The organism is Xanthomonas sp. NCPPB 3200, from assembly GCF_056393585.1.
Map to the genome: position 1 here is coordinate 4,790,913 of NZ_CM150785.1, position 16,588 is coordinate 4,807,500.

The 16,588-nt window shown below is 63.4% G+C and carries 12 protein-coding genes, 1 tRNA gene and 2 rRNA genes (1 of these 15 running past the window's edge); 3 read left to right on the forward strand and 12 right to left on the reverse strand.

The window, feature by feature from the left end:
- Positions 1-235: 235 nt before the first annotated feature.
- The 3 genes from pyrF to AC06DU_RS20670 are packed head-to-tail and all read right to left on the reverse strand — an operon-like array spanning position 236 to position 2,176.
- Positions 236-967: an orotidine-5'-phosphate decarboxylase gene (gene pyrF / locus AC06DU_RS20660; protein ID WP_046345131.1), complete on the reverse strand. Its 732-nt coding sequence runs from the start codon at positions 965-967 to the stop codon at positions 236-238.
- Positions 964-1,929: a 5'-nucleotidase, lipoprotein e(P4) family gene (locus AC06DU_RS20665; RefSeq protein WP_167764294.1), complete on the reverse strand. Its 966-nt coding sequence runs from the start codon at positions 1,927-1,929 to the stop codon at positions 964-966. Before AC06DU_RS20665 ends, pyrF begins: the two co-directional genes overlap by 4 nt.
- A 31-nt stretch (positions 1,930-1,960) precedes the next feature.
- Positions 1,961-2,176, reverse strand: a complete 216-nt coding sequence (locus AC06DU_RS20670; RefSeq protein ID WP_478203119.1) for a hypothetical protein — start codon at positions 2,174-2,176, stop codon at positions 1,961-1,963.
- 34 nt (positions 2,177-2,210) lie between these two features.
- Between AC06DU_RS20670 and AC06DU_RS20675 the strand changes: the two genes are divergently transcribed.
- Positions 2,211-2,879 (forward strand): YceH family protein, encoded by a 669-nt coding sequence (locus tag AC06DU_RS20675; RefSeq protein ID WP_053054176.1) that lies wholly within the window; start codon positions 2,211-2,213, stop codon positions 2,877-2,879.
- Between the two features lie 132 nt (positions 2,880-3,011).
- On the opposite strand, the gene AC06DU_RS20680 is transcribed toward AC06DU_RS20675, so the two are convergent.
- From AC06DU_RS20680 to rep, 3 genes are all read right to left on the reverse strand, one after another.
- Entirely contained in the window at positions 3,012-4,046 is a 1,035-nt protein-coding gene (locus AC06DU_RS20680) for a DUF4272 domain-containing protein (RefSeq protein ID WP_184435135.1), read from the reverse strand.
- Between the two features lie 150 nt (positions 4,047-4,196).
- Complete coding sequence (locus AC06DU_RS20685; protein ID WP_054592231.1) at positions 4,197-4,787, reverse strand: GNAT family N-acetyltransferase; 591 nt, start codon at positions 4,785-4,787, stop codon at positions 4,197-4,199.
- A 63-nt stretch (positions 4,788-4,850) separates the two neighbouring features.
- A complete protein-coding gene (gene rep / locus AC06DU_RS20690) occupies positions 4,851-6,827 on the reverse strand; it encodes a DNA helicase Rep (protein ID WP_024937657.1) in 1,977 nt (658 codons plus the stop codon).
- A gap of 113 nt (positions 6,828-6,940) precedes the next feature.
- Between rep and AC06DU_RS20695 the strand changes: the two genes are divergently transcribed.
- Both AC06DU_RS20695 and AC06DU_RS20700 read left to right on the forward strand, forming a co-directional pair.
- The gene (locus AC06DU_RS20695) at positions 6,941-7,606 is read left to right on the forward strand and encodes a thymidine kinase (RefSeq protein ID WP_024937658.1); all 666 of its coding nucleotides are present in this window, start codon (positions 6,941-6,943) and stop codon (positions 7,604-7,606) included.
- 206 nt (positions 7,607-7,812) lie between these two features.
- Positions 7,813-9,057 (forward strand): GAF domain-containing sensor histidine kinase, encoded by a 1,245-nt coding sequence (locus AC06DU_RS20700; protein WP_024937659.1) that lies wholly within the window; start codon positions 7,813-7,815, stop codon positions 9,055-9,057.
- Positions 9,058-9,204: 147 nt separating this feature from the next.
- On the opposite strand, the gene AC06DU_RS20705 is transcribed toward AC06DU_RS20700, so the two are convergent.
- The 6 genes from AC06DU_RS20705 to AC06DU_RS20730 form a co-directional block, all read right to left on the reverse strand.
- Complete coding sequence (locus tag AC06DU_RS20705) at positions 9,205-10,806, reverse strand: OpgD/OpgG family glucan biosynthesis protein (protein ID WP_478203120.1); 1,602 nt, start codon at positions 10,804-10,806, stop codon at positions 9,205-9,207.
- 68 nt (positions 10,807-10,874) lie between these two features.
- Positions 10,875-11,978, reverse strand: coding sequence for a DUF4380 domain-containing protein (locus AC06DU_RS20710; RefSeq protein ID WP_478203121.1), 1,104 nt, complete (start codon positions 11,976-11,978; stop codon positions 10,875-10,877).
- A gap of 184 nt (positions 11,979-12,162) precedes the next feature.
- Positions 12,163-12,978 carry a bifunctional DNA-formamidopyrimidine glycosylase/DNA-(apurinic or apyrimidinic site) lyase gene (gene mutM / locus AC06DU_RS20715; protein WP_102252934.1) on the reverse strand — a complete coding sequence of 272 codons (816 nt, stop codon included), beginning with the start codon at positions 12,976-12,978 and terminating at the stop codon, positions 12,163-12,165.
- Between the two features lie 257 nt (positions 12,979-13,235).
- Positions 13,236-13,350 (reverse strand): 5S ribosomal RNA (gene rrf, locus AC06DU_RS20720).
- A 112-nt stretch (positions 13,351-13,462) separates the two neighbouring features.
- Positions 13,463-16,343 (reverse strand): 23S ribosomal RNA (locus AC06DU_RS20725).
- A 227-nt stretch (positions 16,344-16,570) separates the two neighbouring features.
- Positions 16,571-16,588: transfer RNA gene (locus AC06DU_RS20730), tRNA-Ile, on the reverse strand; it runs 59 nt beyond the window's last position.

The following is a 16,588-nucleotide window of genomic DNA, read 5'->3' on the forward strand; positions in this document are numbered from 1 at the left end:
CGGCAGCGCGAGACGCTGCGGTAGTACCGTCCTTGGGCGATTGGCGCAAACATCGCGCACATGCGCATCCTTGCAGACGATGGTCACCGTCTAGGTCGCCTGCCGGTAAAGAATTACGTTTTCACGTAATCCTCACCAGCAGGCAATACCCCACCCCAGGTGGGTGATTTCCCTACCTGAGTTGACTGGCTATCGCATTTCGCATCTTGCGAGGTCGCAAGAAACCGCAGCCGCCTTACTCGTGACGTTGCCCCAATGCAGTACGAATCTCGGCCTGGATCGCATTCGCCGCAGCGGCCGGATCGGCAGCCAGACGGATCGGCCGGCCAACCACGATGGCATCGGCGCCGTCGTGGAAGGCCTGCGCCACACCCACGGTGCGTTGCTGGTCGTCGCCGACCGGGCCGCCGGGGCGGATGCCAGGGCAGACGATCGAAAACCCTGCGCCGGTGGCGCTGCGGATCGGGCCGGCCTCCTGGCCGGAGGCGATCACCCCGTCGATGCCGGCGGCCTGCGCGGCCAGCGCGCGCTCCACCACCACCTCCACCGGTTCGCGGTCGATGCCCATCGCCGCCAGGTCCGGCCGGCCCATCGAGGTCAGCACGGTCACCGCCAGCAGGCGCATGTCGCCGTGGTTGGCCTCGGCGGCGGCCTGCAGCATGCCGGCGTGCCAGCCGTGCACGGTGCAATAGCTCACCGGCCACTGCGCCAGGCGGCGGATGGTGCCGGCCACGGTGGCCGGGATGTCGAAGAACTTCAGGTCCACGAACACGCGCTTGTCGCGCCTGGCCAGGGCGTCGAGTACCTGGAAATACTCGCCGGAGGCCAGCAGTTCCATGCCGATCTTGTAGAAGGACACCGACTCGCCCAGGCGGTCGACCCAGGCGATCGCCTCGTCGTGGCCGGGCACATCCAGCGCAAAGATCAACCGCTCATGCGCGGCCAGCGGCAACGGGGCGCGGCTCATCGGGCCACCTCCAGCGCGGCGCGCTTGGCATCGTGGCGCTGCTGCCAGGGCTGGGCGTAATCGTTGTTGAACTGCGCCGGCTCCCAGCCGCCGTAGCTGGGGTTGGGCAGCATCCACCAGCGCTCGCCGAACCAGTCGTGGTATTGCTGCAGCAGCGCGCCACGCGCCTGGCCGGTGTTGGCGGTGACCTGCACGAAGTCGCCCAACTGATCGCCGAACTGCATCAGCACGCGGTACTTCTGGCCGGCCAACTGGCGCCGGCAGTTCTTCTCGCTGCCGTTCTGCTCGCAGCCCTGGACCACCGTGCCAAGGCCCAGAAACACGCTGTCATCGGCCACCGGCAGCCCGACGCTGCGCAGGTTGGCAAGCGTGGCGTCCTTCAGGTGCACGGCGCGGTTGGAGATGTAGACCAGGGTGATGCCGCGAGCGTTGGCGGCCTTGGCGAAATCCACCACGCCCGGGATCGGCTTGGCCTTCTTCTCGGCCACCCACTGGTCCCAACTCAGCTCGTCGTATTCCTTGCCGTCGCGCAGCAGGCGCGCCTGGTACGGCGAGTTGTCCAGCACCGTCTCGTCCACGTCCAGCACCACCGCCGGCTTCAGCCCGGTGGCGGCATTGCCGCGTTCCTCGGGCACCAGCGCGTCCCAGTTGGGCTGCTTCAGCGCAGCGTCCAGCTTGTCGGCAGCGGCGCGGTAGGTCTGCTCGGCCACGGCGCGGTATTCCTCCGAGCGCTGCATCCACAACACTGCGTTGAGGTTGTCGTCGCCGGCCGGCGCGGTGGCGGCTGCGGGCGGCGTGGCGGTCTTGGCTGCGGCGGCGCCGGCGGCCGCATTGGCGGACACGGCCGCGTCCTGCGCGCGCTGCGCGAGCTCCTTATCGCCGGGTTTGCAGGCGCTCAGGGCCAGCGCAGTGCAGGCGAGCAGGGACAACGGGGCGTAAAGCGAGGGGCGCATGGCATCCACCAGGACAGGAGCGGCAATGAAGACCGCGATTTTAGCGGGTTCGCGCCGCCCCGCCCGCTCCGGCCGACAGCAGTGCTGCGGGCAGCGGCACGTGCGCACGCACGGCGACGTGGCCACTTTGGGATTTGCTGGCGTTGCACGCGTGCTTCATGCGCCTGCGACGACTGACGGCCGCTTCGATCCCGTTGCCGCTCTGGCTGCCCTGCACGGGATCGCGGCCTGAAGAACGCCAATGCAGGATCGGCATATGCTTGTGCGCTGATTGCCCCGGAGTGGCCCCCATGACAGATGCACCTTCCCCGCCCGTTCTCGATACCGCCCAGGCCCGCGTGCTTGGCTGCCTGATCGAAAAAGAGGCGACCACGCCGGATGCGTATCCGCTCACGGTCAATGCCGCGCAGGTGGCCGCCAACCAGAAGACCGCACGCGAGCCGGTGCTGAACCTGCAGACCGGCGTGGTGCATCACGCCCTGCGTCAACTCGAAACCCTGGGGCTGGTCCGCCAGCAGTTCTCCTCGCGCGCCGAGCGTTACGAACACCGGCTGGGCAGCGTGCTGGACCTGACCCGCCAGCAGGTGGCCCTGATCGGCCTGTTGCTGCTGCGCGGCCCGCAGACGCTGGGCGAGCTGTTCGCGCGCAGCGAGCGGTTGGCGCGCTTCAACGATGCCGACGACGTACGCCACCATCTGGACCGGCTGATCCAGCGCGGCCTGGCGGTGCAACTGCCGCGTGCCAGCGGCCAGCGCGAGGACCGCTACATGCATCTGCTCAGCGGCGAGCTGGACGTAGAGGCGTTGCAGGCCGCGGCGGCACGCGCTGCGCCAGGCCCTCGCAGCAGTGCCGACAGCAGCGAGCTTGAAGCGCGCGTACAAACGCTGGAAGCCACCGTCGCCGAGCTGCAGGATGCACTGGCCGCCGTGCAGGCGCGCCTGGAGGCGGCTGGCGCCTAGGGCGACGGTTCGCTCCTGGAGATGCCCGCTTCACATCGACGCCTGCGCGGAGCGCAAAGCACGCAACGACCAGCCAGACCGCCAGATGACGCGCTTGCCGCGCAGTGACGGCGCAGCCTGCGGCCGGCCCGCTTACGTCGGCGTATCCACCTCGTCCCAGTCGGCGTCTTCGAAGTGCAGCAGCCAGTTGAGGGTGTAGTGACGCTCGTAGACCACGCCCGGCACGATGCCGGCCGGTGGCGGTTGCTCGCTCTGGCCGGCCTGGCGCACCGCCCAATGCAGGCGCAAGTGCCGGTCCAGCGCATCCAGCAGCTCGGGCACCGGCCGTAGCGTCAGCGACGGCCGCGTCGCAGCTTCGGCATGCTCCAGCGCGCGCTGGGCAGCCAGGGGCACATCGCACAGGCTGGTCGGCTCCGGCAGCGCCTCGGCCAGCCCCAGGGCCCACTGCAGCACGGCCAGGCTCTCGTAGCGCCATCCGAAGTTGGCGAGCTGCTGCGGCTCCGGCGCAGGCTGGGCAAAAAAGGCGCGCTCCTGCGGCGACAGTGCCACCGCCACGCCGGGCAGGCGGGCGTCCATCTCTTCCAACCCGGGTGGCGTATCGCCGGCGGCCAGCATCTCCGCGCGCAAGGCCACCGCAAACAATGCCAGCATGCGCTGCGTCACCGCCGCCGCATCGCGCACCCGCGCTTCGGCCTCGCCAGGCACCGGCGGCAGGCTGGGGGGCACGCGGATGCCTTGCGCGGTCAGCTGCGCGAGTTGCTGCGCACGCCGCTGCAAGGCATCCGGCGGATACGGCACCTGCGCCTGCTCATCGATCGCCGGCTCGCCCTGGCTGATCAGCACCCGCCCGTGCGGATCGCGCACGCTGCCGTCGGCCAGGAAACACACCGCGTTGGCCTGCTCGGCCCACTGCGCCAATTCCCCGAAAGCCGCATCGTCGACCTCGAAAGTGAAATGCTGACGCACCCGCTGCACATGCCGCATCAGGTGATAGCGCGGCTGAGTCATCTGGCCGTCGCCGGCCTGACTCACGTAGCCGACGAAGCCATGCAGATGCGTGGCCAGTTCCGGATCGGCGTGGTCGCGGTGCTGCACGGCGGCACGCGGCAGGAAATCCGGCCACAACGGCTCGCGCAGCGTGGAATAGGCGTTGACCAGCAATGGCATGCAAGTGTCCTTGTTGGGGCGACGGACACAACGACGGCGCTCATCGCCAGGCAGGTGCGGTGCGGAGTCGCTGCGCCGTCCATCCACCGAAGTGCCTGCGCGCCGTCCCCGCCACGCTGACGACTGTTTGCTGCGTTGTGTCGGCCGCGTTCAGCGGTGAGAGTCGCCGCCAGGGTGCCGCAGGCCTGCCCGGCTGTCCATGTCGGCCGGAGCGAGCGCGATCGTGTAATACAGCACCGGATGGTCCTCCTGGCTCAACACGCGCAGGCCTTGCCGCTGCAACCCAAGTTTTTCCAGCGCGCGAATCGAATCGGCATTGTCCGGCGACACGATCGCGCACAACTGCGGCAACCCCAGCACATCGCGCGCATGGTCCAGCACTGCGCGCCCGGCCTCGCTGACATAGCCCTTGCCGCGATGTTCGGGCAGCAGTGCAAAGCCGATATGCGGCACCGGCAAGGTATCGCGGCACAACAACCCCAATGTGCCGGCAAACGCCCCTTCCGCGCGCGTCTCCACCGCCCAGTGCGCAAAGCCGTATTTTTCCCGGTGCGCTTGCGCCCACTCACGCAGATGATCACGCGCCTGCTCGCGGGTGCGCACACCGCGGTCGTTGATGCCGGCGATGAAACCGGGGTCGTTGACCAGCGTCAGCACTGCGTCGGCATCGCGCTCGGGATCCAATGTCCGCAGGCGCAAACGCGGGGTTTCGATCACGACAGTCACGGCGCACTCCGGCATCAGGGCAAACCAGACTGCCGTGCAAGCGTGTCGCTGGCAAGCCTGCGCGGTACGCAACAACCGCTAGTCGAACAATGCCTGGATCGCCGCCAAGCCCGCACTGGCGCGCTCTTTCTTGCGCTCGGCATCGGCCACTGGGTCGGCGCCGTCGCGCTGCAATTCTTCGGCCGGGATCTCGTCGAAGAAGCGGCTGGGCTTGAGCCGCACATGCTCGCCGAACTTGCGCGTCAATTTGCTGTGGCTCATCCACAGCTGCTCCTTGGCACGGGTGATGCCCACATACAGCAGCCGGCGCTCTTCCTGCAGGTTGCCTTCTTCCAGGCTCACTTCATGCGGCAGCACGCCGTCCTCGCAGCCGACGATGAACACATAACGAAATTCCAGGCCCTTGGACGCGTGCATGGTCATCATGCGTACCTGGTTGCCGCCATCGTCCTTGTCGTTGCGCGACAACAACGCCAGCTGCGCGGCCAGATCGCTGGCACTTGCACCACGCGGGCCGCCTTCGAACCACTCGGCCAACTCGTCCAGATTGCGCTTGCGCCGCTGGAAGCCGGTTTCGTCCTTGGACTGGTTGCGCAGGTCGTTGAGCAGGCCGGATTTGTCGGCCAGCATGCGTACCAGCTCCCCCGCCGGCAGCCTGGCCGAATGCTCGCGCATATCGCGCAGGATATCGGTGAACGCACTCAGGCCATTGGCCGCACGCGGCGGCAGGTGCTGCAGCGCGCCCATCGACTCGGCCGCGCGCGACATCGGCACCGACTTCGCACTGGCAAGCTCGGCCAGCCGCGCCAGCGAGGTCGCACCGACCTCGCGCTTGGGCGACTGCACCGCGCGCAAAAACGCCGCGTCATCTTCGGGGTTGACGATCAGCCGCAACCACGACAGCACGTCCTTGACCTCCTGCCGCTCCAGAAACGCAGTGCCGCCGGTCAGGTGATACGGCACGCGCAGCAGCTGCAGCGCCTTTTCCAGTGGCCGCGATTGGAAATTGCCGCGAAACAGGATGCAGAAATCGCTCCACGGCACCTGCTTGGCGGTACCCAGGAACGAGATCTCGGCGGCGACCTTTTCCGCTTCGTGCTCGCTGTCGCGGCATTCCCACACGCGGATGCGCTCGCCGTCGGCCTGATCGCTCCACAGGGTCTTCAAGTGCTCGTGCGGGTTGTGCGCGATCAAGGCATTGGCCGCACGCAGCACGCGGTTGGAGCAGCGGTAATTCTGTTCCAGCTTGATGATTTCCAGTGCCGGATAATCACGCCCCATCTGCTGCAGGTTTTCCGGATTGGCACCACGCCAGGCGTAGATGCTCTGATCGTCGTCGCCCACGCAGGTGAAGTTGCCGCGCGGCCCGGCCAGCATTTTCAGCAGCCGGTACTGCGCATCGTTGGTGTCCTGGCACTCGTCCACCAGCAAGTAGCCGATGCGCTCGCGCCAGCCCATCACGATCTCTTCGTTGGCCTCCAGGATCTGCACCGGCAGGCGGATCAGGTCGTCGAAGTCCACTGCGTTGAAGGTGGTCAGCCGCGCCTGGTAGCGCTCGTAGAGGCTGGCGGCTTCCTTTTCGCGGTTGCTGCGTGCCGCCGCCATCGCCTGTTCGGGTGACAGGCCGGCGTTCTTGGCGCGCGAGATCAGATTCTTGGCATCTTCGATCGCATCGGGCTTGGCGCCGTGCATCAGGTCCTTGATCTGGGCAGCGGCATCGTCGGAATCGAAGATCGAAAAGCCGCGCTTCAAGCCGGCAGCGGCGTGCTCGATCTGCAGGAACTTCAGCCCCAGCGCGTGGAAGGTACAGATGGTCAGGCCATCGGCGCCATCGCCACGGATGCGCTTGGCCACACGCTCGCGCATTTCCTTGGCCGACTTGTTGGTGAAGGTGATCGCGGCGATGCGCTTGGCCGGATAGCGGCCGGTGGCGATCAGGTGCGCGATCTTCTCCACGATCACGCGCGTCTTGCCGCTGCCGGCACCGGCCAGCACCAACAAGGGACCTTCGCAGTGCAGCACTGCGGCGCTTTGCGGGGGATTGAGACCGTGCATAGAGGTTTCCAACAGAGCAGGCCATTGTACCGGCGCCGCGCCGGGCAGGCCTGCGCCGTCGGTTCATGCAGATGGCTGTCACCGCCGGCCGCCCGGCCCGGTAAAATCCACCGATGGCCAAGCTCTACTTCTACTATTCGGCAATGAATGCCGGCAAGACCACCACCTTGCTGCAGTCGGCGCACAACTACCGCGAACGCGGCATGCGCACCTTGATCCTCACGCCCAAGCTCGATCACCGCGCCGGCAGCGGCGTGGTGGCCTCGCGGATCGGCCTGCGCGCGGACGGGCGCACCTTCGATCGCGGCACCGAGTTGCAGCAACTGATCGAACGCGACATCCAGGCCGAAGGCGCGCTGCATTGCGTGCTGGTGGACGAGGCGCAGTTCCTCAACCGTGGCCAGGTCTGGCAGTTGAGCGAGGTGGTCGACCGCCTGCGCATCCCGGTGCTGTGCTACGGCCTGCGGACCGACTTCCGTGGCGAGCTGTTCGAGGGCAGCCAGTTCCTGCTGGCCTGGGCCGACGAGCTGGAGGAGATCAAGACCATCTGCCACAGCGGCAGCAAGGCCACCATGACCGTGCGCGTGGATGCGCAAGGCCACGCGGTGCAGGACGGCCCGCAGGTGGAGATCGGCGGCAACGAGCGCTACGTGTCGGTCAGCCGCGCCGAGTTCAAGAAGATCATGCGTGGCGAAGGCCGCATCGACCCGCTGCAGATCGCGTTGCCGCTGCCGCCTGCGGGCTCGTCGGACAGGGAAACCGGAACGGGGACGGGCTGAAGAATTCAGCCGAAACGCTGTCGACGCGCTGCGCCGGTATGCACGTGTGATGCGCCGCTAAACCCCTGCAGGCATTCGATCGCCGCTGCATTTCCGCTACACATCAACAGGCGTATCGTTGCGGTGCCGTTGCAGCGATCCGCGCGCAACCAGGCGCAACCACAGTCCTGTAAACTGGCGACCATCCACTTGTCGGGAGGCAATTCATGGGTCCGCTTCCTCCCGAGTTACGCGCAGATATCGCGCGTGTTGGCCGGCTATCGTCGGTCCCGGATGTCCTGACCATTCTCACCCGTCTGACCGGCATGGGGTTTGCGGCTGTTGCGCGCGTGACCGATACGCGCTGGATCACCTGCCAGGTCCGCGACGAGCTGTCGTTCGGCCTGGCGCCCGGCGACGAGCTGCCCCTGGTCACCACCTTCTGCGACAGCGTGCGTACCCAGGGCAACGCGTTGTGGTTCGGCCATGCCTCCGAGCACCCGGTCTTCCGCGACCACCCCACGCCGCGGCTGTACGGCTTCGAGAGCTATGTGTCGGTGCCGATCAAGTTCGACGACGGCAGCGTGTTCGGCACCTTGTGCGCGCTGGACCCGTTGCCGCGCGTCATGGACGCGCCGATGGTGGAAAAGGTCGAGCTGCTGGCGCAACTGCTGGCAGCGCAGATCCAGGCCGAACAACGCGCCGAAGAGAGCGCGCAGGAATCGCGGCGCGCACGCAGCGAACTGGGGCGTATCGGCGCCTCCGCGCGCCTGCGCGAAGAATTCATCGGCATCCTTGGCCACGATCTGCGCAACCCGCTGCAGTCCATGCATGCGGTGGTGGACATGCTGGCAATCGACCCGCTCAACCAGCGCCAGGGCGGCGCGATCCGGTCGATGCAGCGCAGCCTGCGGCGCATGGAAGAACTGATCGACTTCGCCAACGATTTCGCGCGCGGTATCGAACGCGACTGGCTGCAACTGGACTACGGCAACGGCAGCGACCTGCTCGATGCCTTGTCGCAGGTCGTCGACGAAACCCGCGCCGCGTATCCGAACCAGGTGCTGTCCACGCATGTGGCCATCGACGAGCCGGTGCATGGCGATGCGGTGCGCCTGGCACAGATGTTCGGCAGCCTGATGATCAACGCCGTGGTGCAGGGGCAACAGAGTTCGCTGATCAAGGCGGTCGCGGTCACCGAGCAGGGCCGCCTGCGCATCGAGGTCTGCAATCTGGACGGGATCGATCCACGCCGGCTCGACGTGCTGCAGGCCTCCACCCACGTACACACCGGCGGACGCGCCTTGCCCGAAGTGGATCTGGGCCTGCACATGGCCGCCCAGATCGCCCGGGCCCATCAGGGCGAACTACGCATCCTCAGCGGCAAGGACGGCACCTGCTTCCGGGTGGACCTGGCCTGCGTGCGCCCGCGTGCGCGCATGCAGTTGGTCAACAGCTCGACGTCGGCCTGAGTCCGAGGCGCCTGGGCGCCGCATCGGCGACTGTGCGGCTGCAACGCAGCCGCGCTCGACATTCGAAATCGGCGGCCTGTCGTCACTGCGCCATCCGCACCTGCCTGCCAATCGCGTCTCGTATAGGTCGCGCGACGTCCCTGTGCGCTAGTAGATCTTGCGCTCGCTCGCCGGTGGCGGCGTCCACTGGTACAGCCAGGTTTCGGTCAGCGGCTTGCCGTTGGCGCGCAGGAACAGGCGGATATCGATCTGCCGGGTGCTGTCATCCGGCGGCACCAGGTCGAACATCGCCCGATAGCCCTTGAGCTCATGCAGCGGACGCGCCGACACGATCTCGGTGCTGCCACGCGACACCTGGAGGATGGCCTCGACCTTGGCTTTGGGGTCCTTGGCCAACGCAGCCAGTTCGCCCCCGGCAAAATCCACCGCAAACCGCCACGAGAAATGGCTGCGCTTCTGCCCGACGATGCCGCCCAGGCCGGTGCGCGTGGCCACGCAATGCGCCAGCGGCGAGCTGGCCGGCGGATGCGCGCCCCAATACAACCGGTACCCCATCAGCAACTCTTGCCCCGGCTGCGGCTTGTCCTGCGGATTCCAGAACGCCACGATGTTGTCGAAGGTCTCGTCCACGGTCGGGATCTCGACCAACTGCACCGAGCCCTTGCCCCAGCCGTTCTTGGGTTCCACCCACAGGCAGGGGCGCTTCTCGTAGAACACGCCGTCGTCCTGGTAGTGGTCGAAGTTGCGATCGCGCTGCAGCAGGCCGAATCCGCGCGGATTCTCATCGACGAACATGTTGAAGCGCAGCTGCGGCGGATTGCACAACGGCCGCCAGATCCACTCGCCGCCGCCGGTCCACATCGCCAGGCCATCGGTGTCGTGGATTTCCGGCCGCCAGTCCCAGTCCATGCGGCGATCGTTTTCGCCGACCTGGTACATGCTGGTGCACGGACCGATCCCCAATCGCTCGATGGTCTTGCGCGGGTAGAGCGCGCTGTCGATCTCCATCACCAGCACCTCGCCATTGGTGATGGCAAAGCGATACGCACCGGCAACGCTGGGCGAATCCAGCAGCCCGTACACCACCACGGTGTTCGAATCGTCGGCCGGCTGCTCCAGGTAATAGGCAATGAAGTCCGGAAACTCCTCCGGCCCGCCGGTGCCGGTGTCGATCGCCAGCCCGCGCGCCGACTGCCCGTACTGGCCTTCCTTGCCGACCGCGCGGAAATAGCTCGCGCCCAGGAAGGCCGAGAAATCACGATCGGTGTCCTTGCGCGTATTGAGACGGAACCCGGCAAAGCCCAGGTCCTTGGGCAACTGCTTGCCGCCCAGCCCGCTGCTGCCGTAATCGAACGCCGCCGGGTCGTAGGCAAGTTGCTGCGCCTTGCCGTCGACGATGTCGTAGATGTGCACGGGGGTGTGGAAATACAGCCCCAGATGGAAGAACTTCGCCTGGAACTTGCCGTTGCCGTCGGCCCACAGCGCATGGTCCTGGCGGTAGCGGATCGACTGGTATTGATCCCAGTTCAACGCCTCCAACGACGCCGGGAGCAGCTGCTTATGGCTCTTGTAAGGCGCCGTGGCCAATGCACGCGCCTGCCCCTTGAGCCAGCCATAGTCGAACGGCTGCGGCTGCCCCAGGCGACGCAGTCCAACGGCCTTGGCCGCCAACGCCCACTGCGGCAGCGCCGGCAAACCGAGCGCGGCCAATGCGGCGGCGGCATTCTTCAGGAAGTGGCGTCGTTGCATGCGCATCGGTCTGCTCAGGGAATGGCCGCCATCATAGCCACAGCTCGGCACGGAGGTGAATGCGGAGGTCAGGGCGCCTGAGACGAAGGCGCGCACGCATTGGTCAGCTGCAGCTCCTGCGCCTTGCTGCACAGGAACTGGTGTTGCGCCTGCTGCACGTCGGGTCCGGTATAGCGCAGCAAGGTCCATTGCTCGTTCGCCTGCATGCGCTCGCCCGGCGCCAGCTGCCGGTACGGCGCGTGCACTTCCATTTCGAGCAGCCCGCGCTCGGGATGCTGCGGCGGCGCGTCCAGATACAGCTCCACCTGCCCTTGCTCCGGATGGATGGCGGACAGCGGCTGGTGCGCAAAGCGGATCACCAGCACCTGGTCGCCCGCAAAGCCTGCCATCCAGCCTGCCGAAGGCTGCAACAACACCTTGCCACGCTGAATCAGCCCGTCCTGACGTGCATCGGCACGCAATGCAAACACGCCGCCGTGATGCCGGTAGGCCGGCGCAACCGTGCCGGCCTCGGTCGGCGGCTGGAGGCGAATGTCTGCCGCGTCGGCAACCGGTACGAATACACGCGTGCTCGCCGCGACCCGCGTGTTGAACCACAGATCCCAGGCGATCGGCTCCTTGCGAATATTCCGAGCGATTGCTTCCACCTCCACGGTATCGGCACGCGTGGATGAAAGAGCCACGCGCTTGCGTAGCTGCACGCCGGTGACCGGACTGGGCACACCTTCCAGGATCAGGTGATCGCCACTACGTGTGACTGCACGAGTGGTTGCCAACGACAGATACGGATCCGGTGGCCAGACCGCGGTGGCCGCCTTGCGCGTCGGGTTGACCTGTTGATGCACCCACCACTGACTCTGCGGCCCTACCCAGACATCGTGGCCGAGGTACGGGATATCGCCTGCAGTCGCGGACACTTTTGGCGCGGGCTGCTGATCAACCGCCTCGCCGGTCTTCAACACGTTGGGGTATCCACGCAAATTGAAAGACAGCACGCGCCCACCGAACGCGGGCGTGGCACTGAATTCAACAACCCCGTTGTGCAACTGGATGCGCTCAACTGCGGGTTTGGTGCTGGACGCAAGCTCATCCGCGCATGCGCTTGTTGCCAGCGGCAACGCTGATGCACCCACAAGCATGATCGGCATAAAGTAGCGCAGTGAGGCAGGCATGGACGACTCCAATCGCAGGACGTCACGATTGTGGCGCGATGCACGGCAACGCACCATCAAGCAATCGGCCACTGCGACTCCACGCGCGCCGTTTGCTGTTATCCGAGAGCTACTGGCCAGCTGCCGTCACTGATCCAGAACTGGAGGTTGGTGTTTCGATCAGCGTGGGTCACGTGGCCGGCGTTCAACGTTGGCAACTGCTGCACCACACCGTCGCACGTTGCCCGATCGTGGCGTGTTTCAACACACGTCCACACTGCTTGCAGGTTTCACCCTCACGCCCATACACCGTGAGTTCCTGCTCGAAGTAACCGGGCGCCCCGTCCGGGCTGATGAAATCGCGCAGCGTGGTACCGCCGCGCTGGATGGCGTAACCGAGGATGTCTTTCACTGCCGTGGCCAGGCGCCGGTAACGGTCCAATGACACTTTGCCCGCTTCGCGTAATGGGCTGATTCCGGCGCGATGCAGGCTTTCTGCCGCATAGATATTTCCCACGCCGACAACGACCGCCTGATCCATCAGAAAGGTTTTCACTGCCGCGCGCCGGCCATTCGCCAGTGCATGCAGATAATCGCCAGTAAATGCATTCGATAATGGTTCCGGGCCAAGTGCCGCCAGCAGATCGTGTACGTGCGTATCGTTTTGCCACAACAGGCAACCAAACCGACGCGGATCGTTGAAACGCAGGACACGGCCATTTTCCAGGCTGATATCCACATGATCGTGCGCCCGCGGCGGGGTATCGCCGGGTAAGACGCGCAGACTTCCGGACATTCCAAGATGCAGCAGCGCGCTGCCGCCGGCATCGGTATCGATCAACAGGTATTTGGCACGGCGACGCACATCGGTGATGGTCGCGCCGGGCAACAAGCGTTCGATCTGCTCGGGGATGGGCCAGCGCAGGTCGGGGCGTCGCAAGATGACGCCATGGATGCGTTGGCCGACCAGATGCGGAGCCAGTCCACGCAAGGTGGTTTCGACTTCGGGCAGCTCGGGCATGCAGGTCTCCAATTGGCCAGGCCGGCGATGCGCCGACACCGATTCAATATGGTGGCCAACGGCAGTAAATCCAGCTCGTCGCCCCAGTCTCGTTACGATGCTCGATTGCGCCAGTGGAGCGTCCGAGTGCCCGATTGCCCTGGCGCTACTCGGCTTCAGCTCTGGCTCTGGCTTTGGCTCTGGCTTTAGCCAGTTGTCTTAAATTTCGCACAAAAAGAAACCCTCAGTCCTGTTGGACTGAGGGTTTCGGGTAAAGCCCCTGGCGATGACCTACTCTCGCATGGCTTGAGCCACACTACCATCGGCGCAGCTGCGTTTCACTTCCGAGTTCGGGATGGGATCGGGTGGTTCCACAGCGCTAATTTCACCAGGGAGACGGTTGGAGCAGCGCTTGATAGCGCTCGTCTCGCATAGGTAACTTGTGACGTAGCTTGCGTTTGGTGATCTACCAACGTTCGTTGGGACCAAGGCAACTTGAGGTTATATGGTCAAGCCGCACGGATCATTAGTATCAGTTAGCTCAATACATTGCTGTACTTACACACCTGACCTATCAACCACATAGTCTATATGGTTCCTTTAGGGGGCTTGTGCCCCGGGAAGTCTCATCTTGAGGCGCGCTTCCCGCTTAGATGCTTTCAGCGGTTATCGCTTCCGAACATAGCTACCCGGCAATGCCACTGGCGTGACAACCGGAACACCAGAGGTTCGTCCACTCCGGTCCTCTCGTACTAGGAGCAGCCCCTCTCAAACTTCCAACGCCCATGGCAGATAGGGACCGAACTGTCTCACGACGTTCTGAACCCAGCTCGCGTACCACTTTAAATGGCGAACAGCCATACCCTTGGGACCGACTACAGCCCCAGGATGTGATGAGCCGACATCGAGGTGCCAAACACCGCCGTCGATATGAACTCTTGGGCGGTATCAGCCTGTTATCCCCGGAGTACCTTTTATCCGTTGAGCGATGGCCCTTCCATACAGAACCACCGGATCACTAAGACCTACTTTCGTACCTGCTTGATCCGTCGATCTTGCAGTCAAGCACGCTTATGCCTTTGCACACAGTGCGCGATGTCCGACCGCGCTGAGCGTACCTTCGTGCTCCTCCGTTACTCTTTAGGAGGAGACCGCCCCAGTCAAACTACCCACCATACACGGTCCCTGATCCGGATAACGGATCTAGGTTAGAACGTCAAGCACGACAGGGTGGTATTTCAAGGATGGCTCCACTGCAGCTAGCGCCACAGTTTCATAGCCTCCCACCTATCCTACACAGACGAACTCAACGTTCAGTGTAAAGCTATAGTAAAGGTTCACGGGGTCTTTCCGTCTTGCCACGGGAACGCTGCATCTTCACAGCGATTTCAATTTCACTGAGTCTCGGGTGGAGACAGCGCCGCTGTCGTTACGCCATTCGTGCAGGTCGGAACTTACCCGACAAGGAATTTCGCTACCTTAGGACCGTTATAGTTACGGCCGCCGTTTACTGGGGCTTCGATCAAGAGCTTCGCCTTGCGGCTGACCCCATCAATTAACCTTCCAGCACCGGGCAGGCGTCACACCCTATACGTCCACTTTCGTGTTTGCAGAGTGCTGTGTTTTTGATAAACAGTCGCAGCGGCCTGGTTTCTGCGACCCTCTTCAGCTATAGCTCGCATGAGCCACCAAAAAGGGTGCACCTTCTCCCGAAGTTACGGTGCCATGTTGCCTAGTTCCTTCACCCGAGTTCTCTCAAGCGCCTGAGAATTCTCATCCTACCCACCTGTGTCGGTTTACGGTACGGTCTTCGTGAGCTGAAGCTTAGGAGCTTTTCCTGGAAGCGTGGTATCAGTGACTTCGCCATAAAGGCTCGTCTCGGTGCTCGGTCTTAAAGGATCCCGGATTTGCCAAAGATCCAAACCTACCGCCTTTCCCCGGGACAACCAACGCCCGGTACACCTAACCTTCTCCGTCCCTCCATCGCACTCACGCGAGGTGCAGGAATATTAACCTGCTTCCCATCGACTACGGCTTTCGCCCTCGCCTTAGGGACCGACTAACCCTGCGTCGATTAACGTTGCGCAAGGAAACCTTGGGCTTTCGGCGTGCGGGCTTTTCACCCGCATTATCGTTACTCATGTCAGCATTCGCACTTCCGATACCTCCAGCAGACTTCTCAATCCACCTTCGCAGGCTTACGGAACGCTCCTCTACCGCGCATAAAACAAGTTTTATGCACCCCAAGCTTCGGTTCACTGCTTAGCCCCGTTAAATCTTCCGCGCAGACCGACTCGACCAGTGAGCTATTACGCTTTCTTTAAAGGGTGGCTGCTTCTAAGCCAACCTCCTGGCTGTCTATGCCTTTCCACATCGTTTTCCACTTAGCAGTAAATTTGGGACCTTAGCTGTGGGTCTGGGTTGTTTCCCTTTTCACGACGGACGTTAGCACCCGCCGTGTGTCTCCCGGATAGTACGTACTGGTATTCGGAGTTTGCAATGGTTTGGTAAGTCGCGATGACCCCCTAGCCATAACAGTGCTCTACCCCCAGTAGTATTCGTCCGAGGCGCTACCTAAATAGCTTTCGAGGAGAACCAGCTATCTCCGGGTTCGATTAGCTTTTCACTCCTAATCACAGCTCATCCCCGTCTTTTGCAACAGACGTGGGTTCGGGCCTCCAGTACCTGTTACGGCACCTTCACCCTGGCCATGACTAGATCACCCGGTTTCGGGTCTACTGCCCGCGACTATGCGCCCTTATCAGACTCGGTTTCCCTTCGCCTCCCCTATACGGTTAAGCTTGCCACGAACAGTAAGTCGCTGACCCATTATACAAAAGGTACGCAGTCACTCTTGCGAGCTCCTACTGCTTGTACGCACACGGTTTCAGGATCTATTTCACTCCCCTCTCCGGGGTTCTTTTCGCCTTTCCCTCACGGTACTGGTTCACTATCGGTCGGTCAGGAGTATTTAGCCTTGGAGGATGGTCCCCCCATATTCAGACAGGGTTTCACGTGCCCCGCCCTACTCGTCTTCACTGGAGTGGCCCTTTTAAATACAGGGCTATCACCTTCTATGGCCAATCTTTCCAGATTGTTTTTCTAAAGCCATTCCAGCTTAAGGGCTGCTCCCCGTTCGCTCGTCACTACTTAGGGAATCTCGGTTGATTTCTTTTCCTCCGGTTACTTAGATATTTCAGTTCACCGGGTTCGCTTCCAGCAGCTATGAATTCACTGCAGGATACTGCCGAAGCAGTGGGTTTCCCCATTCGGATATTGCCGGATCAAAGCTTGTTGCCAGCTCCCCGACACTTTTCGCAGGCTACCACGTCCTTCATCGCCTCTGACCGCCTAGGCATCCACCGTGTGCGCTTATTCGCTTGACCATATAACCCCAAGTTGCCTCGGAGCTACATGCCGTGTTGTGTGGGGTACAAAGCCACCAACGCGAACATACGACTCAATTATTTAGGGACTCGAAGTCCCCGCCTTAGCCTCAACGACACGTTTAGATAGATATCTCAAACGCTCGCTACGTCACAAGTTATAAAAGAACATGTATCAGCCTCAACGCTGATCCATATAAATTCTTAAGTGTGCACTACATTCAGAGTGGTGGGTCTGGGTAGAC

Bases quoted from the DNA above. Each gene is read 5' to 3' on its own strand.
- AC06DU_RS20710 (WP_478203121.1), bottom strand. From the start codon at position 11,978: ATGCCTGCCTCACTGCGCTACTTTATGCCGATCATGCTTGTGGGTGCA.
- AC06DU_RS20705 (WP_478203120.1), bottom strand. From the start codon at position 10,806: ATGCAACGACGCCACTTCCTGAAGAATGCCGCCGCCGCATTGGCCGCG.
- AC06DU_RS20680 (WP_184435135.1), bottom strand. From the start codon at position 4,046: ATGCCATTGCTGGTCAACGCCTATTCCACGCTGCGCGAGCCGTTGTGG.
- AC06DU_RS20675 (WP_053054176.1), top strand. From the start codon at position 2,211: ATGACAGATGCACCTTCCCCGCCCGTTCTCGATACCGCCCAGGCCCGC.
- AC06DU_RS20685 (WP_054592231.1), bottom strand. From the start codon at position 4,787: ATGCCGGAGTGCGCCGTGACTGTCGTGATCGAAACCCCGCGTTTGCGC.
- rep (WP_024937657.1), bottom strand. From the start codon at position 6,827: ATGCACGGTCTCAATCCCCCGCAAAGCGCCGCAGTGCTGCACTGCGAA.
- AC06DU_RS20670 (WP_478203119.1), bottom strand. From the start codon at position 2,176: ATGCCGATCCTGCATTGGCGTTCTTCAGGCCGCGATCCCGTGCAGGGC.
- pyrF (WP_046345131.1), bottom strand. From the start codon at position 967: ATGAGCCGCGCCCCGTTGCCGCTGGCCGCGCATGAGCGGTTGATCTTT.
- AC06DU_RS20700 (WP_024937659.1), top strand. From the start codon at position 7,813: ATGGGTCCGCTTCCTCCCGAGTTACGCGCAGATATCGCGCGTGTTGGC.
- mutM (WP_102252934.1), bottom strand. From the start codon at position 12,978: ATGCCCGAGCTGCCCGAAGTCGAAACCACCTTGCGTGGACTGGCTCCG.
- AC06DU_RS20695 (WP_024937658.1), top strand. From the start codon at position 6,941: ATGGCCAAGCTCTACTTCTACTATTCGGCAATGAATGCCGGCAAGACC.